Genomic DNA, 25,165 nt, shown 5'->3' with positions numbered 1-25,165 from the left:
GCCCTGTTACCAGCCGCAGCAGGCCTGCCGTGCCGTTTAGGGGCCGCACACTACCCACGGCGCGCACAGCGCACGTAAAGTCTCCCAAAGCGATGCCGCCTGGAACACCTCATCGGTGCGGCACCGTTGCATCAGCCCCCAAGGAAAGCCATCCATGCCCCGATCCACCAAAAACCCCGACGCTCCGGACGACGCCAATCCCGCCGGCAGCGGCCCTTTCTCCGGCAGCAAGGCGCGCGACTCCGCGCAGCAGATCTGGCAGGCGGGCCTGGGCGCGTTCGCCAAAGCGCAGCAGGAAGGCGGCAAGGTGTTCGAGGCGCTGGTGAAGGAAGGCGCTGCCATGCAGCGCAAGACCCAGTCCACCACCCAGGAGCGCCTGTCGGAAGCGGCTGAACGCATGACCAGCGCGGCCAGCGTACTGGGCACGCGCGCGGCCGGCCAGTGGGACAAGCTGGAAACCATTTTCGAAGACCGCGTGGCCAAGGCGCTCGCCCGCCTGGGCGTGCCCACCGCGCGCGAGGTGCAGGCACTGCACGAACGCATCGACGCGCTCACCCAGGCGCTGCAGGCCGCAACCCAGGCACAGAACCCGTCACAGGCCGCGCCCCGCCCCGCCGCCAAGCGCGGCGCGGCCAAGCCCCCGACCGGCCGCGCCACCGCCGCCCGCAAGACCGCTGCGGCGGCCCGGCCCCGGCCCCCGAAACCGCCGGCCGAGTGACGCTTCTGACCCATGGGAAACAGGCGATCCCAAAGGATTGCCTATTCCTTGCATGATGCACTGCAACACCGTGCGGGCGGACCACCTCGGTTAGAGTGGGTGAAAGAGACAACCACCCACGCACCGGGAGGCCGCCAATATGGTGAAAAAAGCGCCGCGCCGCACTGCCGAGCGCATTCTGGAATCCACGCTGGAGCTGTTCAACCGCTTTGGCGAGCCCAACGTGTCGACGACGGCGATCTCCGCCGAACTGGGCATCAGCCCGGGCAACCTCTACTACCACTACCCGGCCAAGGACGAGCTGGTCAACGTGCTGTTCTCGCGCTACGAGGCGGCGCTGAACGAGTTGCTGGATGCGGCGGAGAGCGTGCGCGACGTGGAAGACGCCTGGTTCTTCCTGCACACGCTGTTCGAGCTGATCTGGCAGTACCGCTTCCTGTACCGCGACCTGAACGACCTGCTGTCGCGCAACCGCCGCCTGGAAACCCACTTCCAGACCCTGCTCGGGCGCAAGACCCAGGCCCTGCGCACGCTGTTGAGCGGCATGGAGCGCACGGGCGCACTGCACCTGGGAGGTCGCGACGCGGGCTCCATGGCCACCAGCATGGTCGTGGTGCTGACCTACTGGCTCAGCTTCGAATACGTGAGCGACCCGCGGCACGCGCTGGAGCCCGAGAGCGCGCAAAGCGCACTGCTGCGTGGCGCGCACCACGTGCTGGACCTGCTCATGCCCTACCTGGAAGACAGCCAGCGCGACCACCTGCAGGTCTTGAGCGGCGCCTACAGCACCCAGGCCCTGGCTGCCTGACCGAAAAAAAGACCCCAGCAAGGAGACGCACCGTGAAGCCCTGGACGCCCTTCCCGTACTCCGATGCCTATCCCTTCACCGCGAACTCGGTGCGCAGCCAATGGAGCCGCCTGCATGCAGGCGATGCCGAGCCCTGTCCGGACGACGCTGCCGTGCTCGACGCCTGGGTGCTCTTTCACCGCGGGGCGTTCGAAGAGGCGGCGCGCGCCGGGCTGGCCGCCGGCGGCGCCGGCATCACCGTGGCCAACAAGGCCACCATCGTCTATGCGAACTACCTGGAGCCCCACGAAGACCGGCGCCTGGCGCTGCTGACCGAAGCCGCCGAGCGGGCCGGTGACCAGATGCGCACGGAGCCCGGCAACCCCAATGCCTGGTTCTGGCATGCCTACGCGATCGGCCGCTACAGCCAGGGCATCAGCGTGGCCAAGGCCATGGCGCAGGGCCTGGGCAGCCGGGTGCGCAAGACGCTGGAGCAGGTCATCTTGCTGTCGCCCACCCATGCCGATGCACGGCTGGCGCTGGCCGTGTTCCATGCCGAGATCATCGACAAGGTCGGCGAGATGGTGGGCAGCATGACCTATGGCGCCCGCAAGGCCAGCAGCCTGCGGCTGTTCGAGGAAGCCTTCGCCATCAACCCGGACTCGGTGATCGGCAAGATCGAATACGCCAACGCGCTGCTCATCCTGGAAGGCGACCAGCGCATGGGCGATGCCACGCGCCTGTATGAAGAAGTCGCCACCACGCACCCGGCCGATGCGCTGGAGCGGCTGGGCGTGGAGTTGGCCCAGACGGAACTGGCCGAAGGCTAGGCTTTAACGGCTGTCCCGGTCCGCGGCGGTCTGGGCAAAGCGCTGTGCGGCGATGGCCAGCAGGCCGTCGAAGATCAGGTTCTCGACCAGATCGAACGGCCGGGTCATGCTGGGCGCCATCTTCCAGCCCGCGCCGCCGGTCATCATGCAGGCGGGCATTTCGCCGCAGTGCTGCATGACGTGCTGCACCATGCGCTCCACCGCCCCGGCGATGGCGTAGGTGCCGCCGCTGGTGAGCGCATCGCTCGTGTTGGTGGGAAACAGGCTCACCTCGCCCGTGGGCACGTGCAGGCCGGCCGTGCCGGACTCCAGCGCCCGCAGCATGATCCCGTGGCCGGGCAGGATCAAACCGCCCAGAAAACGCCCTTGCGCATCGATCGCCTCGACCGTCACGGCCGTGCCGACCATCACCACGATCAACGGGCGCGCCGGGCCCTGCGCCAGCAGGCGATGGCGGGCGCCGATCATGGCCACCCAGCGGTCCGAGCCCAGGCGCGTGGGGTGGTCATAGCCGTTGACCAGCCCCGCTTCCTGCGCGGACGACACCACCCACAGCGGCAGCACGTCCCACAGTTCCATCTGCTCCATCACGCGGCGGCGAACGGCATCGCCGGCGACCACGCAGCCCAGCATGCGCTCGGGCGCAGGCAACCCGGCCCACGAGCTTTCGGCCAGCCGTTCGATGTTGTCCAAAAATTCAGCGCCGTGGGCGAGCACTGCGGCGCCCGGCTGGGGAGCGTCGTACATCGCCCATTTGAGGCGGGTGTTGCCGACGTCGATGGCCAGAAAAGTCATGCGGGATTATCACGACTTTTACAAACCGGCCTTACCCGCACGGGACACGCGGACGATGGGCCGTGATCCGGCACCCATGGCCGCGCGGGTATCCCGGCCCCTCGGGATCGACATGCTCCTTCGGGCGGCTGTCCGACACCCGGCGGACCCGCCGCGGCGCTACAGTGGGCGGTCCGATCCACAGACCATCAAGGAGCCAACACATGGGACTTTTCAGCTTCATCAAGGAAGCCGGCGAAAAACTGTTCGGCGGCAAGGAAGCGCAGGCCGCTACGGCCGCAGCCCCGACACAGGACGAACTGAACGCCAAGGCGGGCAAGGCCATCGAGACGTACATCGCCTCGCAGAACCTCGGCGTGAGCAACGTCCAGGTGGCGTTCGCCGGTCCCGAGGGCAAGGTCACCGTGAAGGGCGATGCGCCCACGCAGGCCGCCAAGGAGAAGGTGACCCTGTGCTGCGGCAACGTGGCCAGCGTGACCAGCGTGGACAACCAGATGGCCGTCACCCACCCCGAGCCCGAAGCCCAGTACCACGACGTGGTGCGCGGCGACACCCTGTCGGCCATCGCCAAGAAGTTCTACGGCGACGCCAACAAGTACCCCAAGATCTTCGAGGCCAACCAGCCCATGCTGACGCACCCCGACAAGATCTATCCCGGCCAGAAGCTGCGCATTCCTGCGCTCTGACCCCGGCGCTCTTGCAGCGCATCGACGAAAGGGCCTTGCAGGCCCTTTTTTTGTTCTGGGAGACCCGAAAAAAGGCCAGCCCAGCATTCGGTTCGCACAGTGCCTTTCTTTTTCGTGCGCATCCGGCCTGGGGCCGTGCGATTTTTTTTAGGCTGACGGGACATCGGAGCCAATCCATGAAAACCGTCTTGCTATCCGCCCTCTTCACCAACGCCTCCCCAACCCACTCCCCATCATCGAAGCCGCGCCCACCGGCCACGGTGCGCAACCCGCAGGCAGGCCTGCACCATCCGCTGGCGCAACGCTACCCCTCCAACCTGGATCGGGGCCTGGTCGCCATGGGCGAAGGGGTGCTTCTGGCACCGCGCCAGAAAAACAAACTGACGAGGGCCACCACCACCGGCTGCGGGCCTTGCCTGGGGGTGGCCGTGACTTACCGTTCAGACACCACCCAGACCGCCTTGCTGGCCCACTTGCAGCCCGAAGCCGATAAAAAGGAACTCGCAAAACAGGTGGCCGCCCACATGCCGGACGACTTCCACGCGGACATGGAAATCCATATCGCCACCGCTTTTTCAACCGATGCCAGCGCAGCAGAGGAACAGAAATCCGCCGCACGGGAGACCATCGCGGCGATCTCCGAACAGTTCGACCACATTGCGTTCGACGAAGACAACGTCCACTACCACGACAAGGATTCGATCTCTGTCGACGCGTTGACGCTCAGCATCTCGACGGACCCCGTGGAGGCCTTTTTCACCCATGCCGAACTGGATGACATGAGGCGCCGCATGCAGATCGATTCGAGCGCGGTGCAGTACTTCCTCTGACGGATCGAGGCTCAGCGCACCGCCGACAGGCGAACCGTCGCACCCTCAGGCGATGGACGGGGCCGAGGCCCTGCGCGGCAGGGCTGCGGACGCCAGCCGGGCAACCTGCTCAGCCCTGGCGCCACGGCAGGCCGCGAAAGCGCCAGCCGCCCTTCAGGTTGCGGTGCGCGTTCTCGTCGGGATCGCCCTCGAAGCCTTCGAGGATGTTGTAGGCGGTGAGCCCCAACTCCGTGGCCCGCCGCGCCGCCGCCACCGAGCGCACGCCGCTGCGGCACAGCAGCACGGCCTGGCCGTCCGGCGGCACCGCAGCCTGGATCGTGGCGTCGAACTGGGGGTTGGGCACCATGCCCGGCCAGTGCTTCCAGGGGACGGCCACGGCGCCGGGCACGAAACCGACCCAGTCTCGCTCGGCATCGGTGCGCACGTCCACCAGCACGGCACGGCCGGACTGCACCCACTGCCATGCCAGCTCCGGCGACACATCGCCCGCGTAGCCTTCGGCCGGCTGCGGCCGGTCCGGGGAAGAAGAGGGGGAAGAGGAAGAAGAAGCGTTGGAAGTCATGCGGCGCATTCTGTCAGCACCGGCAGCAGGCCGCACGGGTTTCAAGCACTGGCGTCAGGGGCTTGGCAGGCGAGTCAATCCCAGGGCGGCGCGGGCTCGTCGCGCAGGCGCCCGCGCAGGTCGGCGTAGTCGGGAACGACGCTGCGCACGGTGTCCCAAAAGCGCGGGCTGTGGTCCATCACGCGCAGGTGCGACAGCTCGTGGGCGACCACGTAGTCGATGACCGCGGGGCGGTAGTGCAGCAGCCGCCAATTGAGGCGGATGGAGCCGTCGCTGCGCGCGCTGCCCCAGCGCGTCTGGGCGCTGGACAGGCGCAGGCTGCTCCAGCGCACACCCAGCAGCGGCGCGAAATGGTCCAGCCGCGCGGTGAAGCGCTGGCGCGCATCGCGCATGAGCCACGCCTGCACCGCATCGCGCACCTGCGCGGGCGAGGCGGCCCGGGGCAGGCCGATGTGCAATTGGCGCTGCCCCTCGGGGCCATCGACCAGCGCGCCGCCCGCGCCGCGAAAGCCGTGCGTCGGGTCCAGCACCACGGTGAGCGGCTCGCCCAGGTAGGGCAGCACGGCGCCGTCGCCCCAGGCGATGCGGGAGCCGTCCACGCGCTGCTGGCGGTCCTGCGCCTCGCCGAGCTTGCGCAGGATCCAGGCGGACTTTTCCTGCAGCGCCGCATCCACGGCCGCGAGCGACACCCAGCCCGGCGCGCGCACCGAAAGGCCGTCCGCGCCCACGGTGAACCCGATGGTGCGCCGCCGCGCCCGCTGCAGCGCATAGCCCACCACGGCATCGCCCAGCAGCACCTCGCGGCTGGCGCGGGGGTGGCGGAAGATCGCGGGGGTGAGCAACGTGCCCAGGGGTACGGGCGGCGTTTTCGGGGCGGGTGGTGTAAGCGATGGCGGCGGCGCGCTCACCGGCTGCAGCGGCCTGGCAGCGTCTTTTGCTACTGAATCAATAGCAACATCGGCAATCGAACCGCCGGCATGCGCGGCATTCGGCTCTGAACTCTCGTCACGGGGCGTGGAGGCAGGCGCACTCGGCGGCTCGGCCGGCGCCGCGCCGCCGAACAGATCGAGCGCCAGCTGCACCAGCCGCTGCATCACCGGCCCGGCGCGTAGGCCTCGGGGTCGAGGCGCTGCATTTCGGCTTCGATCCAGGCCTCGACCTCGCGCATCAGCTCGTCGGGCTTGCGGCCCTCGGTCGGGATGGGGCGGCCGATGGACACGTCCACCGTGCCCGGCCGCTTGATGAAGGCCTTGCGAGGCCACACCTTGGCCGAGGTGACGGCGATCGGCACCACCGGCACGCCCGCCTCGATGGCCAGGCGCGTGCCGCCGCTCTTGTACTGGCCCTTGCGCCCGCGATCCACGCGCGTGCCCTCGGGGAACATGATGACCCAGGTGCCCTTGGCCAGCAGCGCGCGGCCCTGCTGCAGCACCTTCACGAAGGCCCGGGCGCGCTGGCCGCGGTCGATGTGGATCATGTCCAGGCTGCCGATCGACCAGCCGAAGAACGGCACGTACAGCAGCTCTTTCTTGAACACGTAGGCCAGGGGGCGCGGCATGATCGCCGGCATCAGGAAGGTCTCATAGGTGGACTGGTGCTTGACCAGCAGCACCACGCCCTGCGTGGGGTTGGTGGGCAGGTGCTCCATGCCCGTGATGCGCGTGCGGATGCCCATGATGACGCGCGCCGCATCGGTGCTGAGCTTGAGCCAGGCGCGTGCGATGCGGTAGCGCGTGCGGCTGCTGGCGCCGAACAGGCGCACCAGCAGGATGAGCAGCGTATAGGGCACCACGGTGGTGCCCATCCAGAGCAGGTGGGCGACGGAACGGATCAGGGCCATGGCAATCAGGAAAAAATGAGTGTTTTCGGGCTCACGCCCTAGGAATATATGCGCAGACAGCTATTAAATTAATAGCAATCAGACGGCGATGTTCAGGCCCGGCGCGGCCACGGCGGATTGCGCGGCCACGTGGTCGGCAAAGTCGGCCAGGCTGGCATGGAACTGCGTGCCTTCGGGCCACGGGCTGGGCAGCAGGGCATCGCCCGAGGCCACCAGGGGCGCTTCGGCGGCCTGGGGCGCACCGACCCGATGCAGGCGCGCGCCGATGGCCGCGCCGGCCCGCAGGTGCTCCACGCAGTTGCCGGCCACCAGCACGTCGTCGCCCTCCACGCCGTAGCGGTCGCGGATCTGCTCCATCAGGCCCGGCGCCGGCTTGCGGCAGGCGCACAGGTCGTCGGGCGCATGCGGGCAATAGAACACGGCGTCGATGCGCCCGCCCACCGCGGCGAGCTTGCGGTGCAGCTTGGCGTGGATGGCGTTGAGCGCCATCACGTCGAACAGCCCGCGCCCCAGCCCGGGCTGGTTGGTGGCGACGACGACATGCCAGCCGGCATGGTTGAGCCGCGCCACGGCCTCCAGCGCCCCGGGCAGCGGGGTCCACTCGTCGGGCGAGGCGATGAAGGCCTCGTCCAAGGCGTTGAGCGTGCCGTCGCGGTCGAGGATGGCGATTTTCATGGTGTGGGAGCGCCTGGTGAAAGACTGCGCCAGCCTACCACCAGCGCGGCACCCTGCCTCAGGCCGCCAGCCGGGACAGGTCGGCCACGCGGTTCATGGCCACGTGCAGGCGCTTGAGCAGGCCCTGGCGATTCAGGCGCAGGTCCAGTTGCTCGGCGTTGACCATCACGTCGTCGAAGAACGCATCCACCGGCGCGCGCAGCACGGCCAGCGTCTGCAGGCTGGCGGTGTAGTCGCCCGCGTCGAACTGCGCATCGGCTTCGGGCACGAAGCGCTGCAGCGCGGCGTAGAGGTTCTTTTCCGCCTCTTCCTGCAGCAGGCCGGGATTGACGTGCGGGTCCACGGGACCGGCCACCTCGGCCTTCTTGAGGATGTTGCCAACGCGCTTGTTGGCGGCGGCCAGGGCCGGGCTTTCGGGAAGCGCGGCGAAGGCACGCACGGCGGCGAGCTGCTTTTGCACCAGCGACAGGCGCTGCGGGCGCAGGGCGATGACGGCATCGACCTCTTGAGCGCTGTAGCCCTGCTCGCGCAGGCTGCCGGCGAGGCGGTCGTACATGAAGTCAGCCAACTTAGCAGCGGTTGATGTGTCGAATTCACGAGGGGAAAAACTAGAGGCGTGAAGAAACATGCCCCCTGCTTGCTTCTTAGCCTCCAACTCTTGCGCCTGCTGCGCATCCCAAATTGCTCGCTGAATGCCTTCATCATTGAATGCATCGAAAGCTCTGCTTAAAAGCAGTTCGAGGTCAAGCGGCAGATCTCGCTCGATCAGCATGCGGATCACGCCCAGCGCATGGCGGCGCAGCGCGAACGGATCGCGGTCGCCCGTCGGCAGGTTGCCGATGCCGAACATGCCGACCAGCGTTTCCAGCTTGTCGGCCATGGCCACGATGACGCCCACGTTCTCGCGCGGTAGCTCGTCACCCGCGAAGCGCGGCTTGTAATGGTCTTCGATGGCATGGGCCACTTCGTGCGCCAGGCCGTCGTTGGCGGCGTAGTAGCCGCCCATGATGCCCTGCAGCTCGGGGAATTCGCCCACCATGTCGGTCACCAGATCGGCCTTGGACAGCAGCGCGGCGGTGTCCACGCACGACAGCAGGTAGTCGCGCGCGATCTCGCCGTCGTGCGAATCCAGTTCCGGGTTGTGCTCGCCGATGCCTGCGAAGAGTTGCTCCGCGATGGCCTTGGCGATCGCTCTGACACGCTCCACGCGCTCGCCCTGCGTGCCCAGCTTGTTGTGATAGACGACCTTGGAGAGGCTCTCCACGCGCGACAGCAGCGTCTTCTTGCGGTCCTGGTCGAAGAAGAACTTGGCGTCGGCCAGGCGCGGGCGCACCACGCGCTCGTTGCCCTGCACCACCGCGCTGGCATCGGCGGGCGTGATGTTGCTCACCACCAGGAACTGGTGCGACAGCCGGCCATCGGCCTGCAGCAGCGGGAAATACTTCTGGTTGGCCTTCATCGTGAGGATCAGGCACTCCTGCGGCACACCGAGAAACTCCTTCTCGAACTCGCAGACCAGCACGTTGGGGCGCTCGACCAGCGCGGTCACCTCGTCGAGCAGGGCGTCGTCCTCGATGGGGCGCACGCCGCCGCCCACGCGCGCAGCCGCGGCCTGCAGCTGGCGCACGATCTCGGCGCGGCGCTCGGCGAAGCTGGCGATCACAGCGCCCTGCTCGGCGAGCTGCTGGGCGTAGCTGTCGGCACTGGTGACGACCACCGGGTCCACGGCCGCCTCGAAGCGGTGACCGTGCGTGGTGTTTCCGGCGGTCAGGCCCAGCGCCTTCACCGACAGCAGCACCTCGGTGCCGTGCAGCGCCACCAGGCCGTGCGCGGGACGAACGAAGCTCACGCTGGTCCAGCCAGGCTGCTCGCAGCCGGAGGCGAGCTGGTAGCGCATCACCTTCGGGATGGGCAGCTTGGCGATGGATTCCTGCAGGGCCTTCTGCAGGCCCTCGGACAGCGTGGCGCCGCGCACGGTGCTGTCATGGAACAGCACCTCGGCCTTGCCGTCCGGCACGCGGCGCAGCGCGGCCACGGCGGAGGCGTCGGCGCCCAGCGCAGCCAGTTTCTTGAGCAGCGCGGGCGTGGCGTTGCCGGTGGCATCCAGCCCCACGGCGACGGGCATGAGCTTTTGCGAGACGGCCTTGTCGGCGGCCTGGGGCGCCACTTCGGTGATGTGCGCGGCCAGGCGGCGCGGCGAAGCGAAGGCCGTCAGGCGCGAACCCGGCGCGGCCAGCCCTTGAGCCTGCAGCTGCTCGAACAGCACGCCGGCAAAGGCGTCGCCCAGCTTTTGCAAGGCCTTCGGGGGCAGTTCTTCGACGAACAGTTCAACGAGAAGATTCGGATGGGTCATGGTGGTTTGTGTTCCTGCTGCGCGTGCGTGCCTCAGGCCGCCTTCTTCTGCTGCTGCTGTTGCTGGTCGGCCTTGGCCAGATCGGCCAGCACCTCGGCGGCCCATTCCTTGGGCGCCATGGGAAAGCCCAGCCGCGCGCGGCTGTCCAGGTAGCTCTTGGCCACGGCGCGGGCCAGGTTGCGGATGCGGCCGATGTAGGCCGCGCGCTCGGTCACGCTGATGGCGCCGCGCGCATCCAGCAGATTGAAGCTGTGCGCGGCTTTCAGCACCTGCTCGTAGGCCGGCAGGGCGAGCTGCTGCTCCATCAGGTGCTGGGCTTGGCTTTCATGCGCGTTGAACGCGGTGAACAGGAAGTCGGCGTCGGAATGCTCGAAGTTGTAGGTGGACTGCTCCACCTCGTTCTGCTTGTACACGTCGCCGTAGGAGAGGCCGTCGGTCCAGGTCAGGTTGTAGACGTTGTCCACGCCCTGCAGGTACATGGCCAGGCGCTCCAGGCCGTAGGTGATCTCGCCGGTGGCGGGCTTGCAATCGATGCCGCCGACCTGCTGGAAGTAGGTGAACTGCGTCACCTCCATGCCGTTGAGCCACACCTCCCAGCCCAGGCCCCAGGCGCCGAGCGTGGGGTTTTCCCAGTCGTCCTCGACGAAGCGGATGTCGTTCTTCTTCAGATCGAAGCCCAGGGCCTCCAGCGATCCCAAATACAGCTCCAGGATGTTGGCCGGCGCGGGCTTGAGGACCACCTGGAACTGGTAGTAGTGCTGCAGGCGGTTGGGGTTCTCGCCATAGCGGCCGTCCTTGGGGCGGCGGCTGGGCTGCACGTAGGCGGCCTTCCAGGGCTCGGGGCCCAGCGCGCGCAGGAAGGTGGCGGTGTGCGAGGTGCCGGCGCCCACTTCCATGTCGTAGGGCTGCAGCAGCGCGCAGCCCTGTTCGGCCCAGTACGACTGCAGCTTCAGGATGATTTGCTGGAAGGTCAACATGCGTGTGTCCTGGCGCTCGGGGCTTCGATGGCCTGGGGCCCTGACCCGGGCGCGATCATGAGAATGGGAGCGCGGCGCGCGGAATTGCGGATTCTAAGGGTTGGCGGAACCGGCCCATGAAAGCCGATCCCCTTTGCCGCGCAGAGACCGGAGAAGCCCGGCTTACAAAACGAAACCCATGCGCCCGGGCGCCATGGGCAGAATCCGCAGCGCGGAATTCAAGCGCATTCGCCAGTGCTTGCGGAGTCCTGCATTCTTTCTTCAAAACACAAACACAGGACGAACTCCCCAGGCTTGCGCGATCCGCCGGACGGGATGCGGTACAGAGCATCCGGCCGGCGCCAGCGCAACGCGTTCGCAAGACCAGCATGTCCCGGATGGGCGCACTTTTCTTCAGCATTTCGGCCTTCGCGGTGTCCGCGCACGCCTTCGATATTGCCCCCCACCAGGTAGGCGATGCCCTGACCACCCCGCAAGCGCGCGCGCTGCTGGCACGCTATGCGGCCCGCCCGCCCCAGCCCTGGCAAGAGCCCGACGAGAAGCGCATCCCGTCCGGGCCCGAGGGCGACGCGATACGCGATGGCATCGATCTGCTGCGCAACACGTCGTCGCGGGTCGGAAAACTGGCGCCCGATGCCGCGAAACGGATGGGCTGGAACAACCTCCATTGCGTGCAATGCCATCAGGCAGGCGCATCCGGCCTGCCCGGCACCAAGCCCTTCGCACTGCCGCTGGTGAATGCGGTCAACGACTATCCGAAGTTCGACGCCAAGTCGGGCAAGATCATCTCGCTGGAGCAGCGCATCATCGGCATGTTCGGCCCGGGCAGTGTGCCGGTCACGCCGGACACCCCGGAACTGAAGGCGATCGTCGCCTATCTCCGCTGGCTGGCGCGCGACACACCGCCGCATTCGGCCATGGAACGCACGGGGCTGTTGCCCATGCCCGACGTCGCGCGGGCCGCCGATCCGCAGCGCGGGGCCAAACTCTACGCTGCCCAGTGCAGTGCATGCCATGGCGGGGACGCGGGCGGCCAGCAGCGCCCCGACTTCAAAACCGGCGGCGGGTACCTGTTTCCGCCCATCGCCGGCCCCGATACCTATGACAACGCCGGCCACATGTTCGCCGTCCCGCTCCTGGCGCGCTATATCCGGGCCTCCATGCCACTGGGTTCCACCTACGACCGGCCTCGGCTCACGCCAAGTCAGGCCCTCGACATCGCTGCGTTTCTGAATGACGATGCCATGCCGCGCCTGCAAAATCCCAACCGCGCGCGCCTCTACCCAGATCCTGCCCTGCGTCCGCAAGGCTTTGCGATTCCGGAGCATTTTCCAGGTCAACCCCAGATGTACCTTCGGGCGAAGTTCGGGCCGTTTCGCAACGTCAACGAAAACTACTGAGCCAACGGGTCAGGGGCCGGGAGAAGCGCCCCGGCCGCCAGATCGCGGTTCCGGCGCAGCACACTCTGCTGCACCCCCGGGCACCTTGGAGAGCACTTAACCTCGGAGAGCCCTTAACCTCGGAGAGCCCTCAACCTTCCCAGCGGCGCAGCACCAGGCTGGCGTTGGTGCCGCCGAAGCCGAAGCTGTTGGACAGCACGGTGGTCAGCGCCGCATCGCGCGAGGTGCGCACGATGGGCATGCCCTCGGCCGCCGGGTCCAGGTTCTCGATGTGGGCCGAGCCGGCGATGAATCCGCTCTGCAACATGTACAGGCAGTAGATCGCTTCCTGTACGCCCGTCGCGCCCTGCGAATGGCCGGTGAGCGACTTGGTGGAGGAAAACGGCGGCACCGCCTCGCCGAACACCTCGCGCAGCGCACGCAGCTCGGGCAGGTCGCCCACGGGAGTGGAGGTGCCGTGCGTGTTCACGTAGTCGATCGTGCCGCCGCCCGCTTCGGCGATGGCTTGGCGCATGCAGGCGATGGCGCCGTCGCCCGAGGGCGCGACCATGTCCTCGCCGTCCGACGACAGGCCGAAGCCGACGATCTCGGCCAGGATGGTGGCGCCGCGGGCCTGGGCGTGCTCCAGGCTCTCCAGCACCAGCGCGCCGCCGCCGCCGGCGATGACGAAGCCGTCGCGGTCCACGTCGTAGGGGCGCGAGGCCGTCTCGGGCGTGTCGTTGAATTTGCTGGACATGGCGCCCATGCCGTCGAACAGCGTGGCCAGGCCCCAGGAGAGCTCTTCGCCGCCGCCCGCGAACATCACGTCCTGCAGGCCGAAGGCGATCTGCTGCGCCGCCATGCCAACGCAGTGCGCGGAGGTGCTGCAGGCCGAGGTGATCGAGAAATTGATGCCCTTGATGGCGAACGCCGTGGACAGGTTGGCCGACACGGTGGAGCCCATGCAGCGGGTGACCTGATAGGGGCCCACGCGGCGGATGCCCTTGGAGCGCAGCGTGTCCGCTGCCTCGATCTGGTTGGCCGGCGAGCCGCCGCCCGAGCCCATGATGAGGCCGGTGCGCGGGTGCGACACCTGGGCGGGCGCCAGGCCCGACTGGGCGATGGCGTCCTTCAGCGACAGGTAGGCATACGCCGCCGCGTCGCCCATGAAACGGCGCTGCTTGCGGTCGATGAGCGCGTCCAGATCGATCTGCGGCGCGCCCGCCACCTGGCTGCGCAGGCCGAGTTCGGCGAACTCGGGCATGGCGCGGATGCCGGATTTTCCTTCGCGCAGCGACGCGGTCACTGCCTGCTGGTCATTGCCGATGCACGAGACGATGCCCGCACCCGTGATGACGACGCGCTTCTTCATGGTCATGCCGTGGCTCCCGCTGCGGGTGCTCCGTCCTTCCCGTCTTCACGCTTGAACAGGCCCACGCGCAGGTCGTTGGCCACATAGATTTCCTGGCCGTCAGCCAGCAGGCGGGCGTCGCCGATGGCCATGACCAGCTTGCGCTTGATCACGCGCTTGATATCGATTTCGTAGGTGACGAGCTTCACGTTCGGGCCGACTTCGCCGGTGAACTTGACTTCGCCCGCGCCCAGGGCGCGGCCCCGGCCCGGCAATTGCAGCCAGGTGAGGTAGAAACCGATGAGCTGCCACATGGCATCCAGCCCCAGGCAGCCCGGCATGACCGGATCGCCCTGGAAGTGGCAGTCGAAAAACCAGAGGTCGGGGCGCACATCGAGTTCGGCCCGGATTCTCCCCAGCCCATGCGCCCCACCATCGCTGTCGATGTGCGTGATGCGGTCAAACATCAGCATGGGCGGCAGCGGCAGTCGTCCGCTGTCAGGGGTGAACAGCTTGCCCTCGCCGGAGGCGATCAGTTGTTCATAGGAAAAGGAATCAGCCATTGTCAGTCGTGCTCCAGATCGGCGGTGCGCCCGCCGGATTTTGATTGCGCGCCACCGGGATTTTTTCGGTGGCGGGGCATCCATTATCAAGGCACACGGAGGGCCGACTGTGACACAGGGCCAAGGGTGATTCCCTAATTTCATGAAAGCGGACCGCGCCGGACCGCGTCAGCGCAGGCCGCACGGGCGTGCGGCCGCGCGGATCGGGTCCCGATCAGTACTGCCAGAAGATGCGCTGCAGGTCCTTGCTGGTCTGGGGCTTGGTGAGCGCCACGGCGGCCAGGATGCGGGCCTTCTGGGGGTTCAGGTCGTGGGCGACCACCCAGTCGTACTTGTCGTCGGGCTGCTCGGCATTGCGCAGCACGAAGCCGTCGGCGATGCGCGAGGAACGGATGATCTGCACGCCCTGGCCGCGCAGTTCCTGCAGCGCGGGCACGATCCGGTCGGCCACCGAACCGTTGCCGGTGCCGGCATGGATCAGCGCCTTGATGCCCGAGCGGCCCACGGCGTCCACCGTGGCGCGCGGCACGTTGCCGTAGCCATAGACGATCTCCACGGGGGCGAGCGTTTCGATCTCGTCGATGTTGAACTCCGACTGCGCGGTGTGGCGCTTGACGGGGGCACGGAACCAGTAGTTGTTGCCTTCCACCACCATGCCGAGCGGGCCCCACTGGCTGCGGAACGCCTGCGTCTTGATGTTGACGCCCTTGACCACGTCACGGCCGCTCTGGATCTCGTCGCTCATGGTCACGAGGACGCCCTTGCCCGAGGAATCCTTGCTGGCCGCCACCGAGACGGCGCTCAGCAGGTTCAGCGCGCCGTCGGCCGACAGCGAGGTGCCGGGGCGCATGGAGCCCACGACCACGATGGGCTTGTCGGTGCGCACCACGAGGTTCAGGAAATACGCCGTTTCCTCCAGCGTGTCGGTGCCGTGGGTGATGACGATGCCGTCCACGTCGGCCTGCTTGGCCAGGGCCGACACGCGCTTGCCCAGCTTGAGCAGCTGCTCGTTGGTGAAGCTCTCCGAGGCGATCTGGAAGACTTGCTCACCCTTCACGTTGGCCACGTTCGCCAGTTCGGGCAGGCCCGCGATGAGCTTGTCCACCGGCACCTTGGCGGCGGCATAGGAAGCGCTGTTGGTCGCCGAAGCGCCCGCACCGGCGATGGTGCCGCCCGTGGCCAGGACCACCACGTTGGGCTTGGCGGCAGGTTGGGCCGCGGCCACGACGGCCCAGGCTGCGAAGGCGGCGCCCGCCAGCAGGCGCTTCAGTTTCAAAGGGGAAAGCATGTGAGTCTCCGTAATAAATGACACTTCTTGTGCCCGCGGCATTTTCCGCAGGTGCCGTATGGTAGGAAGCGCCGTGGCGGGCTGTGGGGAATAATCGCCGGCCGGGTGTGACTTCCGGTCATATTCTGGTTTTCCCTCCCATCGCGATGAACCTCCGCCAACTCGAAGTCTTCCAGGCCGTCATGCAGACCGGCAACATGAGCGCGGCTGCCCGGCTGATCAACATCACGCCATCGGCGGTGAGCAAAACCATCGCGCACGCGGAACTGCAACTGGGCTACGCGCTGTTCAGCCGGGCCCGTGGCGCCCTGCTTCCCACGCCGGAGGCGCAGGCGCTGTTCACCGCCTCCAGCCAGATCCACAGCCAGCTCGACGAACTGCGCCGCACCGCGCACAACCTGCGCCAACCCGAGGGCGGCCTGGTGCGGCTGGCGGCGATTCCGTCCGTCACGCACGAATTTCTGCCCGCGGTGCTGGAGCGCCATGCCCAGCAGTCGCCCCGGGTGCGCGTGGAAGTGCGCACCCTGCACCAGGACCAGATGGCGCAGGCGCTGCTCACCCGCTCGGTGGATTTCGCCCTGGGCTTCTACGACCACCCGCACCCGCAACTGGAAAGCAGCATCCTGGTGAGCGGGCCGCTGTTCATCGCCGTGGCGCGGGACATCTGGCTGCGCGCGGTGCGGCTGAACCGGTCCGACCCCATCACGTTCCTGGCCAACACGCCCATGATCCAGCTGCTGGGCGACGAGCCCATGCGCCAGCCCATGGCCGAACTGGCGCAGACCCTGGGCGTGCACACCGAGCTGGGCATCCAGATGCAGACCTCGCAACTGGCGCTGGCGCTGGTCAAGCGCGGCATGGGGTGGACGGTGATCGACTTCCTGACCGCACGCAACCTCGACCCGACGGCCATCACCGCCGTGCCGCTGCGTGACCTGCCGCCCATGGCGCTGCACGCCTACCACGCCGCCAACCGCCCGCCGGACCGCCATGCCGCACGCATGCTGGCCCTGCTGTCGAACGTGCTCATGCAGACGATGGCGCGCACGCCCTCCGAAGCCGCCACGCTCTGAGCCGGCACTTCGATCGGCGCCGGGGCGCGCGGGGGCTTTTCAGGCGGTTGCGGCCCTGCGGGCGCGGCGCCGGCGCACCCAGGCCAGGCCTGCCACCAGCGCGCCCAGCGCCCACAGCGGCCACAGGCCCCAGCGCGAGACCCACCAGGCATAGGGCGTGACCGCCCCGCTGCGCCCCAGCACCTCGCCGGTCAACACGCCGCGCACGTGCGACGGCAGGCGCTGCGTGACCACGCCCCGGTGGTCGATGATGGCGGTGGCCCCGGTGTTGGTGGCCCGCACCATCGGGCGCTCGAACTCCAGCGCGCGCATGCGGCTGATGGCCAGATGCTGGTCGATGGCCACCGAATCGCCGAACCAGCCGATGTTGCTCAGGTTCACGAAGACGGTCGGCGCCTGGGCCGGGTCGGCAAAGCGCGCGCCCAGCTCTTCGCCGAACAGATCCTCATAGCAGATGTTGGGCGCGATGCGCTCGCCCGCCCAGAGGAACGGCGCCTGCCCCACCGCGCCCCGGTTGAAGTCGCCCAGCGGGATGTTCATCATCTCGGTGAACCACCGGAAGAACGGCGGGATGAACTCGCCGAAGGGCACGAGGTGGTGCTTGTCGTACTGGTACGGCGCGGCCTGGCCGGGGGCGAAGCCCATCACCGAATTGGTGTAGCCCAGCGCCATGTCCCCCAGCGGAATGCCCAGCAGGGCTGCCTGCCGGCCGCCAGCCCCACCCTGCCCCGGCGCCTGGGTGTAGCGCGCGGTGACCGAATCCAGGTAGCCCGGCATCAACTGCTGCGGCAGCAGCGGGATGGCGGTCTCGGGCGCCACCACCAGGGTGGCCTGGGCACTGCGCAGTTGCTCGGCATACCAGCGCAAGGCGGTCGGCACGCCGCTGCCGGCCTGGAATTTCTCGTCCTGGGGAATGTTGCCCTGCAGCAGCGCCAGCGACAGGGGCGCGGGGCGCTGCATCGGCGTGTGGCACAGCTCGACGGCGCAGTGGCGCTGCACCGCCAGCCCTGCCCAGGCCAGCACGGCCAACGCCACCAGGACCCACGCCTTCCCGCTGCGCAGGTCGCTGCGCAGCGCCTGGGCCACCAGCATGGCCAGCACGGCCGCGATGCAGCCGATGCCGTACACCCCGACCGACCGGGCCAGCACGGCCAGCGGACCTTCGACATGCGCATAGCCGCCGGCGCCCCACGGAAAGCCTGTCCACCACTGGCCGCGCGCCAGTTCGGCCAGCAGCCAGAATGCTCCGAAAATAATAGCATCCTGCCAGCGTCTTGATTGCGCCAGAGCCCTGAAACACCCCGATGCCACCGCGTAGTAGCTGCCCAGAAACGCTGCCAGCCCCACCACCGCGAGCGCGGCCAGCGGCGCGGCCAGCCCGCCGTAGGTGTGCATGGAAATGAAGAGCCACCAGAAGGTGCCCGTCAGCCAGGCGGTGGCGAACAGCCACCCAAGCACCGCGGCCTGCCGCGCGCTGCGGCTGGCCAGCAGCAGCCGCGCGAAGCCGGCCAAGGACAGCAGTTGCAGCCACCACACGGGCTCGCCGCTGAAGGGCCAAGCGATCGATGCAGCCTGCGCCAAGCCCGCCAGCAGCGCCAGGGCCCCTGCCAGCGCCACCGGTCCCAGCGGGCCGAGCGGCCCGCGGCGCGCCCCAGCGGCGCCCATCAGGCGGCGGCCCGGTCGTCTTCGGCGGGCACCGGCGATACCTTGAACCAGCGCACGGCACCGCCCTTGGTGTGCAGCACGACGAACCGCAACCCGCCCAGGTCCAGCGCTTCGCCGCGCTTGGGCGCATGGCCCATCTCGTGCGCGATCAGGCCACCGATGGTGTCGAAGGGTTCGGTCCGGTCGGAGCCCACGAGCACCGCGCCGAACGCCTCGGCCACCCGCTCGATCGGGGTGTCGCCGCTCACGCGGTAGGTGCGGTCGGCCAGGCCGAAGATGTCGCCCTCGTCCTCGGGGATGTCGAACTCGTCCTCGATCTCGCCCACGATCTGCTCCAGCACGTCCTCGATGGTGACCAGCCCGGCCACGCGGCCGAACTCGTCGATCACCACCGCCATGTGGATGCGGTTGACGCGAAACTCGCGCAGCAGATCGTTCAGACCCTTGCTCTCGGGCACGAAGGCGGCGGGCCGCAGCAGGGCGCGGATGTTCAAGTCGGGCGCGCGCTGCAGCTTGAGCAGGTCCTTGGCCATCAGGATGCCGATGATGTTCTCGCGCTCGCCCTGGTACACCGGAAACCGCGAGTGCGCGGTGTCGATCACCTGGTACAGCAGGGCGTCGAAAGGCGCCTCGATGTCGATCAGGTCCATGCGCGGCGCGGCCACCATCACGTCGCTGGCCCGCATTTCGGCCATGCGCAGCACGCGCTCGAGCATCACTCGGGCATCGGCGTTGATGATCTGGTTGTCTTCGGCTTCCGCCAGGGTGGCGATCAGCTCGTCGGTGGAATCCGGGCCGGGGTGGATGAACTCGATGAGCCGCTTCAGGAACGTGCGTTTGTCCTCTCGGTCGGACGGGCGCGCGGAATGGGGGTCGGACACGGTCTTGGGATGCAGGACGTGCGGTGGTTGATCAGGCCCCAAGGATAGCGGAAGCGCCGCGCTGGCGGCCCTGCCGCGCGCCCGGGCCTGTCATTCGGCCGACTGGTGGCGCCCTTCGCGCACGCCGCGCCGCACTTCCTGCAGCCCGGCGAGCAGCCGCCAGAACTGCCGGGCCTGCTTTTTGAAGCGGTAATCCATCTCGGCGAACTGGTGCACCACCATCTGCGCCATGCGCGTGTCCAGGCCCGCGCGCGGCAATTGCAGGTAGGCCTCGGACTCCGAGCCATCGCGGCGCACGGTGGCGCCGGCATTGCGCGCGATCTTCAGCATGGCGGTGTTCTCGCTCAAGGCATGGATGAACACCATGCTCACGCCCTGGTTGCGCGCGTGCATCACCGCGCGCTCGAACAGACGGGCACCGAAGCCGCGGCCCCGCGCCTGGCCCAGCACGGACACGCCGAATTCGGCGCAGCTTTGGTGCTCCGGCGAATCGGCGTAGGCGAGGTGGGCGACGGCAATGAGTTCAAGCCGGCGGTTGTAGATGCCGAAGATCTCGTCGCGCACGAAATCCAGCTGGTCCACATAGCGCTGCACCTGTTCGTCGCTGGCGGCGTAGCCGAAGCGCAGGTAGCGGTCCGCGGGCTCCAGCCGCAGCAGGTGGGTGGCGATGCGTTCGCGATGCCCGGGGCCGAGCGAGCGGATCGGCACCATGACTGGAGAGCTGCCCCGCCGGTGGGGCGGTCGGGGCGCTTCGCTGCGCGGCAAAGTGCCGCCTGCATCGGGGGACGCGCGAAGCCAGTCTTGGGTGGGGATCATGATGGCGCGATTTTAGGGTTTTCCCCTATGTTCGGCCAACAATTTGTTGCAATGCAGCACGGCGCCTGGAGCGATCCGGCACCGCCAGGGCGCCACCGCCTATCCCACCTGCGCGAGCCGCTATGGATTCGGTAGCGCCTGCGCGCTACACCGGCACGGCGGTGGTGGCCTTCACGCGGTCGAGCACGAAGCTGGTCTTGCAGTCCTGCACGCTGGGGTGCTTGAGCAGCGTGTCCATGATGAAGCGGCTGTAGTGGCCCATGTCGGCCACCACCACGCGCAGCAGGTAATCCATTTCGCCCGTGAGCGCGGCGCACTCCACCACCTCGGGCCAGGTCTGCACGCTGGCGCGGAACAGGTCCATGGGGTTGCGCTTGTGGCTCTCGGTGTGTTTTTCGAGCCGCACGTTCAGGTAGGCCGTGAGGCCCAGGCCCACCGATTCGGGCTTGACCAATGCCACGTAGCGGTCGATCACGCCGCTGTCTTCCAGGCGCTTGGCGCGGCGCAGCACGGCGCTGGGCGACAGGCCCACCCGCTCGCCGATTTCGTCGTAGGTCTCGCGCCCATTGACCTGTAAACAGCGCAAGATGGCGCGGTCGAGCTTGTCGAGTGCGTGGTCGGCGGTCATGGCGCAGGATTCTACGCAGCCTGGGCGCTGCCGCGAAGGTGAATTCCATGCTGGCGGAGTGCAGGTATTTCCCGATGTGGATTGCGGCGCAAAGTCGCAAAATCCCAAAAAAAGAACGGTCGTTCTTTTTTATAAGAGAGTGTTTTCACACCACCACCGGAGACAAACCATGTTCGTTGCATTCAGCCGCCTGCTGCGCGGTTTCGCTTTCGTCCTGGCCGCGTTCGCATTGCAGGGATTGCAGGCCGCCAGCGCCCAATCCGGCTATGCGCAGACCCGCTACCCCATCGTTTTGGTGCACGGCCTGTTCGGATTCGACTCCGCGCTGGGGGTGGATTATTTCTACCGCATCCCTCAGGCCTTGCAGCGCGACGGCGCCCGTGTGTTCGTGGCGCAGGTGTCCGCCGCCAACAGCACCGAGGTGCGGGGCGAACAATTGCTGGCCCAGGTGAAGAACATCCGCGCGCTCACGGGCGCCGAGAAGGTCCACCTGATCGGCCATTCGCACGGTGGGCCGACCGCGCGGTACGTGGCCGGGGTGGCGCCGCAGTGGGTGGCGTCGGTCACGTCCGTGGGCGGCGTCAACCGCGGCTCGCGCGTGGCGGACGTGGTGCGCGGGGTCGCGCCCAAGGGCAGCGTGAGCGAGGCGGTGGCCAGCCAGGCGGCCTCGGCGCTGGTGGCGCTCATCAACCTGTCCTCGGGCGGCAGCGGCCTGCCGCAGATGCCGACGGCGGCGCTGGATTCGCTCACCACCGAGGGGTCGGCGCGCTTCAACCAGCGCTTCGGCGCGGGCGTTCCTGCCAGCGGCTGCGGCGACGGGGCCGACCTGGTCAATGGCGTGCGCTACTACTCGTGGACCGGCGTGCGCACGGTCACCAACGTGCTCGATGCCAGCGACGCCCTGCTGGCCACGACCGGGCTGGTATTCAACGAGGCCAACGACGGCCTGGTGTCGGCCTGCTCGGCGCGCCTGGGCAAGCACCTGGGCGACTACCGCCAGAACCACCTGGACGAAGTCAACCAGTTGCTGGGCCTGCGCGACTGGCTGTCGGTGGACCCGGTTACGCTTTACCTCGACCAGGCCAATCGCCTCAAGAAAGCGGGCTTGTGATACGCATCCGCAGCGCGGCGCTGGTGGCGTGCGGCCTTGCCGCCGCGGCCGCCCTGCTGTGGTGGACGGGCAGCGGTCCGGCGCAGGAGGCGTCCCGCCCGACAGGCGCCGCAGCCATCCCGGGCATGGCCGCAGGCACCGCCGCCCGGGGCCCGGCCGCGCCGGCAGTGTGGGACGCCCCCGCGCCGCCCGTGGCCGCCGCCAGTAGCGATCCTTTGCTGGGCCCCGGCCTGCGCGACACGCTGGAGGCTCTGCTGCGCGCGGCGGGCGAAGCGCCCGAGCCGGGCCTGCTCAAAGCACGGCTGGAGGGCCTGATCGGCCAGTTCTTCCCGGCGCAGGTCAAGGCGCGCGCCCTGGCACTGGCCTACCGCTACGTGGACTACCGCGTGGCGCTCGGGCGGCTGCAGGCGCCTGCCGATCTGCGCGATCCCCACGCCCTGCGGCTGGCGCTGGCCGCGCGCCAGAAGGTGCGCATGGCGGCCTTCGAGCCGGATGAATACCAGGCCCTGTTCGCCGAGGATGCGGCCATGGACCAGTACCTGTTGGCACGCATGGAGATCGAGCGCGACCCGTCGCTCACCGCCGACCAGAAAAGCGTGGCCCTGCAGCAGGCCGAAGGCACCCTGGGCCCGGCGCTCCAGGCCCAGCGGGCCGAAGCGGCGGCGCACGTCGGCGTGGCCCGGCAGACCGCGGCCTTCGATGCGCAGGGCATGGACGCCACGGCCCGCTTCACCGCCCGCAGCGCGCAATACGGCGCCGAGGCCGCGCAGCGCCTGGCCCAGGTGGACCTGCAGGACCGCCAGTGGCAGGGTCGGCTGGACCAGTACCAGGCGGCCATGGGGGCCGGCACTTCGGCGGCCGGGCTGGCGCAGTTGCGGTCGGAACTCTTCACGCCGCAAGAGCAGCTCCGGCTGGACGGCGCACTGGCGCTGCGGGCGCTGCCCGCGTCCACGCCCTGACCGGCAAAGAGGCTTCGGCGGCGGCACTCGGGCGATCGACGCAGTTTTCCTGCAAAACGGCACCACCAGGGACACGATTTCGCCCGAATGCTGAGCCACTACGGCCTAAAGTGGATGGCAGACATCCATCCACGAACGGAGACGCCAATGAACGCAGCCTTGCCCGAGCAAGCCACGCAGCAGACCGCCGCCTGGGAGAACCCCATGGGCACCGACGGTTTCGAATTCATCGAATACGCCGCACCCGATCCACAGGCCATGGGCAAGGTGTTCGAAGGCATGGGCTTCAAGCCCGTGGCCCGGCACCGCCACAAGAACGTGACCCTGTACCGCCAGGGCCAGATCAACTTCATCATCAATGCCGAGCCCGACAGCTTTGCGCAGCGCTTTGCGCGCATGCACGGCCCCAGCGTCTGCGCCATCGCCTTCCGCGTGCACGATGCCAAAGCCGCCTACGAGCGCGCCCTGGGCCTGGGCGCCTGGGGCTATGCCGGCACCGCCGGTCCGGGCGAGCTGAACATTCCCGCCATCAAGGGCATCGGCGACAGCCTGATCTATCTGGTGGACCGCTGGCGCGGCAAGGGCGGCGCGCAGCCCGGCGACATCGGCAACATCGGCTTCTTCGACGTGGACTTCGAGCCGCTGCCCGGCGTCTCGCCCGAAGAGGCGCTCAACCCCCATGGCCATGGCCTGACCTACATCGACCACCTGACGCACAACGTGCACCGGGGCCGCATGAACGAATGGGCCGAGTTCTACGAGCGCCTGTTCGGCTTCCGCGAGATCAGGTACTTCGACATCGAAGGCCAGGTCACCGGAGTCAAGAGCAAGGCCATGACCAGCCCCTGCGGAAAGATCCGCATCCCGATCAACGAAGAAGGCAAGGAAAAGGCCGGCCAGATCCAGGAGTACCTGGACATGTACAACGGCGAGGGCATCCAGCACATCGCCATGGGCTCGGACGACCTGTATGCCACGGTGGACGCGCTGCGCGGCGCCGGCGTGCGCCTGCTGGACACCATCGACACCTACTACGAGCTGGTGGACAAGCGCATCCCCGGCCACGGCGAGCCGCTGGCCGAGCTGCACAAGCGCAAGATCCTCGTGGACGGCAAGAAGGACGCGCTGCTGCTGCAGATCTTCAGCGAGAACCAGCTCGGGCCGATCTTCTTCGAGTTCATCCAGCGCAAGGGCGACGACGGCTTTGGCAACGGCAACTTCAAGGCGCTGTTCGAGAGCATCGAACTCGACCAGATGCGCCGGGGCGTGCTGAAGTCCGAGTGAAACACCGCCTGTAACCGAATGCAGCTTCACGGCGATGCGTCTCTATACTGCGGCGTCCCAAGACCCGGAGGAGATACCGTGAAGTTATTGAGTGCCAGTGCCTATCTGGGGGGAGTGTTGCTGTGCATGGCAGGACTTGCCGCGCATGCGCAGACCCCTTCCGCGCCGCTGAAGATCATCGTGCCCTATCCCGAGGGCGGGCCGGTCGATGCCTCGGCCCACATCGTTGCCGAAGGCGCCAAGGCGGCGCTGGGCAACGTGGCGGTGGAGAACAAGCCCGGCGCGGGCGGCAACGTCGGCGCCGATCTCGTGGCGAAAGCCCCGGCCGGCGGCAACCTGCTGGTGATGGGCGCGGTGGCCACGCATGCGGTGAACCCCTGGCTGTACAAGAACTTCCCGTACGACCCGATCAAGGACTTCAAGCCGATCGCCCTCGTCGCGCGCACGCCCAACGTGCTGGTGATGAGCGCCGAGCAGGCCAAGAGCCTGAACATCGGCAGCACGACCGACCTGGTGCAGTACCTCAAGAAGCACCCGGACCAGCTCAAGTACGGCTCGGGCGGCAACGGCAGCATCGGCCACATCGCGGCCGAGATGTTCAAGTCGCTGACCAACACGCGCATGGCGCACGTGCCGTTCCAGGGATCGCCCCCGGCGCTCAAGGCACTGCAGGCGCAAGAAGTGAGCCTGGTGTTCGACAACCTGGCGTCGTCGCTGCCGCTCATCAAGGCGGGCAAGCTGAAGGCGCTGGGCGTCACCTCGCTGGGCCGGGACGACGACCTGCCGGACGTGCGCAGCATCAACGACGAGGTGCAGGGCTTCAACGTGGTGACGTGGTTCGGGCTGTTCGCCCCGGTCGCGCTGCCCGACGCCGACGCCCGCCGCTACGCCATGGCGTTCAGCGCCGGCATGAAGTCGCCGGCCAGCATGGAGCGCTTCAAGAAGATGGGCCTCGACCCCGAGGACCTCACGCTGGAGAGCTTCGGCCAGTTCGTGCGCTCGGAGCACAGCAAGTACGGTTTTCTGATCAAGGCCGCAAAGATCAAGATGGATTAGCCGCGGCCAGGGGCAGGACGCCCGGGGCTGCGGCATGGATGCAAAAACCCAAGGAGCC

25 protein-coding genes are annotated in these 25,165 nt (G+C 68.0%); 11 read left to right on the top strand and 14 right to left on the bottom strand.

The features are described from left to right. The first annotated feature begins 154 nt into the window (after positions 1-154). The 3 genes from M5C98_RS03660 to M5C98_RS03650 all read left to right on the top strand — a co-directional run bounded on the left by M5C98_RS03660 (position 155) and on the right by M5C98_RS03650 (position 2,335). Positions 155-718 (top strand): phasin family protein, encoded by a 564-nt coding sequence (locus tag M5C98_RS03660; RefSeq protein WP_272551027.1) that lies wholly within the window; start codon positions 155-157, stop codon positions 716-718. 139 nt (positions 719-857) lie between these two features. After that, a complete protein-coding gene (locus M5C98_RS03655) occupies positions 858-1,526 on the top strand; it encodes a TetR/AcrR family transcriptional regulator (RefSeq protein ID WP_272551026.1) in 669 nt (222 codons plus the stop codon). A 32-nt stretch (positions 1,527-1,558) separates the two neighbouring features. Further along, entirely contained in the window at positions 1,559-2,335 is a 777-nt protein-coding gene (locus M5C98_RS03650; protein ID WP_272551025.1) for a hypothetical protein, read from the top strand. A gap of 3 nt (positions 2,336-2,338) precedes the next feature. Here the strand turns inward: M5C98_RS03650 and M5C98_RS03645 are convergent, their stop codons facing one another. After that, a complete protein-coding gene (locus M5C98_RS03645; protein WP_272551023.1) occupies positions 2,339-3,130 on the bottom strand; it encodes a type III pantothenate kinase in 792 nt (263 codons plus the stop codon). A 203-nt stretch (positions 3,131-3,333) separates the two neighbouring features. Between M5C98_RS03645 and lysM the strand changes: the two genes are divergently transcribed. Further along, on the top strand, positions 3,334-3,816 hold the full coding sequence (gene lysM, locus M5C98_RS03640; protein ID WP_272551022.1) for a peptidoglycan-binding protein LysM: 483 nt from the start codon (positions 3,334-3,336) through the stop codon (positions 3,814-3,816). 176 nt (positions 3,817-3,992) lie between these two features. Next, entirely contained in the window at positions 3,993-4,646 is a 654-nt protein-coding gene (locus M5C98_RS03635) for a hypothetical protein (RefSeq protein ID WP_272551021.1), read from the top strand. A gap of 109 nt (positions 4,647-4,755) precedes the next feature. Here the strand turns inward: M5C98_RS03635 and M5C98_RS03630 are convergent, their stop codons facing one another. The 6 genes from M5C98_RS03630 to glyQ all read right to left on the bottom strand — a co-directional run bounded on the left by M5C98_RS03630 (position 4,756) and on the right by glyQ (position 11,053). Then, complete coding sequence (locus M5C98_RS03630) at positions 4,756-5,208, bottom strand: rhodanese-like domain-containing protein (RefSeq protein ID WP_272551020.1); 453 nt, start codon at positions 5,206-5,208, stop codon at positions 4,756-4,758. 74 nt (positions 5,209-5,282) lie between these two features. Continuing rightward, positions 5,283-6,302: a M48 family metallopeptidase gene (locus M5C98_RS03625; RefSeq protein ID WP_272551019.1), complete on the bottom strand. Its 1,020-nt coding sequence runs from the start codon at positions 6,300-6,302 to the stop codon at positions 5,283-5,285. After that, positions 6,302-7,048 (bottom strand): lysophospholipid acyltransferase family protein, encoded by a 747-nt coding sequence (locus M5C98_RS03620; RefSeq protein ID WP_272551017.1) that lies wholly within the window; start codon positions 7,046-7,048, stop codon positions 6,302-6,304. Before M5C98_RS03620 ends, M5C98_RS03625 begins: the two co-directional genes overlap by 1 nt. Before the next feature lie 78 nt (positions 7,049-7,126). Next, positions 7,127-7,723: a D-glycero-beta-D-manno-heptose 1,7-bisphosphate 7-phosphatase gene (gmhB, locus tag M5C98_RS03615; protein ID WP_272551016.1), complete on the bottom strand. Its 597-nt coding sequence runs from the start codon at positions 7,721-7,723 to the stop codon at positions 7,127-7,129. Between the two features lie 58 nt (positions 7,724-7,781). Further along, complete coding sequence (glyS, locus tag M5C98_RS03610) at positions 7,782-10,076, bottom strand: glycine--tRNA ligase subunit beta (protein WP_272551015.1); 2,295 nt, start codon at positions 10,074-10,076, stop codon at positions 7,782-7,784. Positions 10,077-10,108: 32 nt separating this feature from the next. After that, positions 10,109-11,053, bottom strand: a complete 945-nt coding sequence (gene glyQ / locus M5C98_RS03605; RefSeq protein WP_272551014.1) for a glycine--tRNA ligase subunit alpha — start codon at positions 11,051-11,053, stop codon at positions 10,109-10,111. 377 nt (positions 11,054-11,430) lie between these two features. Here glyQ and M5C98_RS03600 point away from each other — a divergent pair, with 377 nt between their 5' ends. Beyond that, positions 11,431-12,453, top strand: coding sequence for a c-type cytochrome (locus M5C98_RS03600; protein WP_272551013.1), 1,023 nt, complete (start codon positions 11,431-11,433; stop codon positions 12,451-12,453). Between the two features lie 130 nt (positions 12,454-12,583). Here M5C98_RS03600 and fabB read toward each other — a convergent pair whose 3' ends face one another. The 3 genes from fabB to M5C98_RS03585 form a co-directional block, all read right to left on the bottom strand. Further along, complete coding sequence (gene fabB / locus M5C98_RS03595; RefSeq protein ID WP_272551012.1) at positions 12,584-13,810, bottom strand: beta-ketoacyl-ACP synthase I; 1,227 nt, start codon at positions 13,808-13,810, stop codon at positions 12,584-12,586. Then, positions 13,807-14,346 (bottom strand): 3-hydroxyacyl-[acyl-carrier-protein] dehydratase FabA, encoded by a 540-nt coding sequence (gene fabA / locus M5C98_RS03590; RefSeq protein WP_272551011.1) that lies wholly within the window; start codon positions 14,344-14,346, stop codon positions 13,807-13,809. Before fabA ends, fabB begins: the two co-directional genes overlap by 4 nt. A 214-nt stretch (positions 14,347-14,560) precedes the next feature. Then, positions 14,561-15,634: a type II asparaginase gene (locus M5C98_RS03585; protein WP_272551010.1), complete on the bottom strand. Its 1,074-nt coding sequence runs from the start codon at positions 15,632-15,634 to the stop codon at positions 14,561-14,563. Positions 15,635-15,780: 146 nt separating this feature from the next. Here M5C98_RS03585 and M5C98_RS03580 point away from each other — a divergent pair, with 146 nt between their 5' ends. After that, positions 15,781-16,707, top strand: a complete 927-nt coding sequence (locus tag M5C98_RS03580) for a LysR family transcriptional regulator (protein WP_272551008.1) — start codon at positions 15,781-15,783, stop codon at positions 16,705-16,707. Positions 16,708-16,746: 39 nt separating this feature from the next. Here M5C98_RS03580 and lnt read toward each other — a convergent pair whose 3' ends face one another. The 4 genes from lnt to M5C98_RS03560 all read right to left on the bottom strand — a co-directional run bounded on the left by lnt (position 16,747) and on the right by M5C98_RS03560 (position 20,697). Then, complete coding sequence (gene lnt, locus M5C98_RS03575; RefSeq protein WP_272551007.1) at positions 16,747-18,372, bottom strand: apolipoprotein N-acyltransferase; 1,626 nt, start codon at positions 18,370-18,372, stop codon at positions 16,747-16,749. Continuing rightward, the gene (locus M5C98_RS03570; protein ID WP_272551006.1) at positions 18,372-19,253 is read right to left on the bottom strand and encodes an HlyC/CorC family transporter; all 882 of its coding nucleotides are present in this window, start codon (positions 19,251-19,253) and stop codon (positions 18,372-18,374) included. The genes lnt and M5C98_RS03570 overlap by 1 nt, the downstream gene beginning before the upstream one ends. A 90-nt stretch (positions 19,254-19,343) precedes the next feature. Then, positions 19,344-20,069 carry a GNAT family N-acetyltransferase gene (locus M5C98_RS03565; RefSeq protein WP_272551004.1) on the bottom strand — a complete coding sequence of 242 codons (726 nt, stop codon included), beginning with the start codon at positions 20,067-20,069 and terminating at the stop codon, positions 19,344-19,346. Between the two features lie 145 nt (positions 20,070-20,214). After that, a complete protein-coding gene (locus M5C98_RS03560) occupies positions 20,215-20,697 on the bottom strand; it encodes an Lrp/AsnC family transcriptional regulator (protein ID WP_272551003.1) in 483 nt (160 codons plus the stop codon). A 169-nt stretch (positions 20,698-20,866) separates the two neighbouring features. Between M5C98_RS03560 and M5C98_RS03555 the strand changes: the two genes are divergently transcribed. The 4 genes from M5C98_RS03555 to M5C98_RS03540 all read left to right on the top strand — a co-directional run bounded on the left by M5C98_RS03555 (position 20,867) and on the right by M5C98_RS03540 (position 25,107). Beyond that, the gene (locus M5C98_RS03555; RefSeq protein WP_272551001.1) at positions 20,867-21,808 is read left to right on the top strand and encodes a lipase family alpha/beta hydrolase; all 942 of its coding nucleotides are present in this window, start codon (positions 20,867-20,869) and stop codon (positions 21,806-21,808) included. Further along, the gene (locus M5C98_RS03550; RefSeq protein ID WP_272551000.1) at positions 21,805-22,767 is read left to right on the top strand and encodes a lipase secretion chaperone; all 963 of its coding nucleotides are present in this window, start codon (positions 21,805-21,807) and stop codon (positions 22,765-22,767) included. Before M5C98_RS03555 ends, M5C98_RS03550 begins: the two co-directional genes overlap by 4 nt. A 147-nt stretch (positions 22,768-22,914) precedes the next feature. After that, positions 22,915-24,051 (top strand): 4-hydroxyphenylpyruvate dioxygenase, encoded by a 1,137-nt coding sequence (gene hppD, locus M5C98_RS03545; RefSeq protein ID WP_272550998.1) that lies wholly within the window; start codon positions 22,915-22,917, stop codon positions 24,049-24,051. Positions 24,052-24,177: 126 nt separating this feature from the next. After that, positions 24,178-25,107: a Bug family tripartite tricarboxylate transporter substrate binding protein gene (locus M5C98_RS03540; protein ID WP_272553142.1), complete on the top strand. Its 930-nt coding sequence runs from the start codon at positions 24,178-24,180 to the stop codon at positions 25,105-25,107. Positions 25,108-25,165 lie beyond the last annotated feature (58 nt).

The sequence above is a fragment of the Acidovorax sp. NCPPB 3576 genome (genome assembly GCF_028473605.1).
In the GTDB taxonomy this organism is placed as follows: domain Bacteria; phylum Pseudomonadota; class Gammaproteobacteria; order Burkholderiales; family Burkholderiaceae_C; genus Paracidovorax.
Note: the sequence above shows the minus strand (reverse complement) of the source record. Positions and strands in the feature narration are given on the sequence as shown.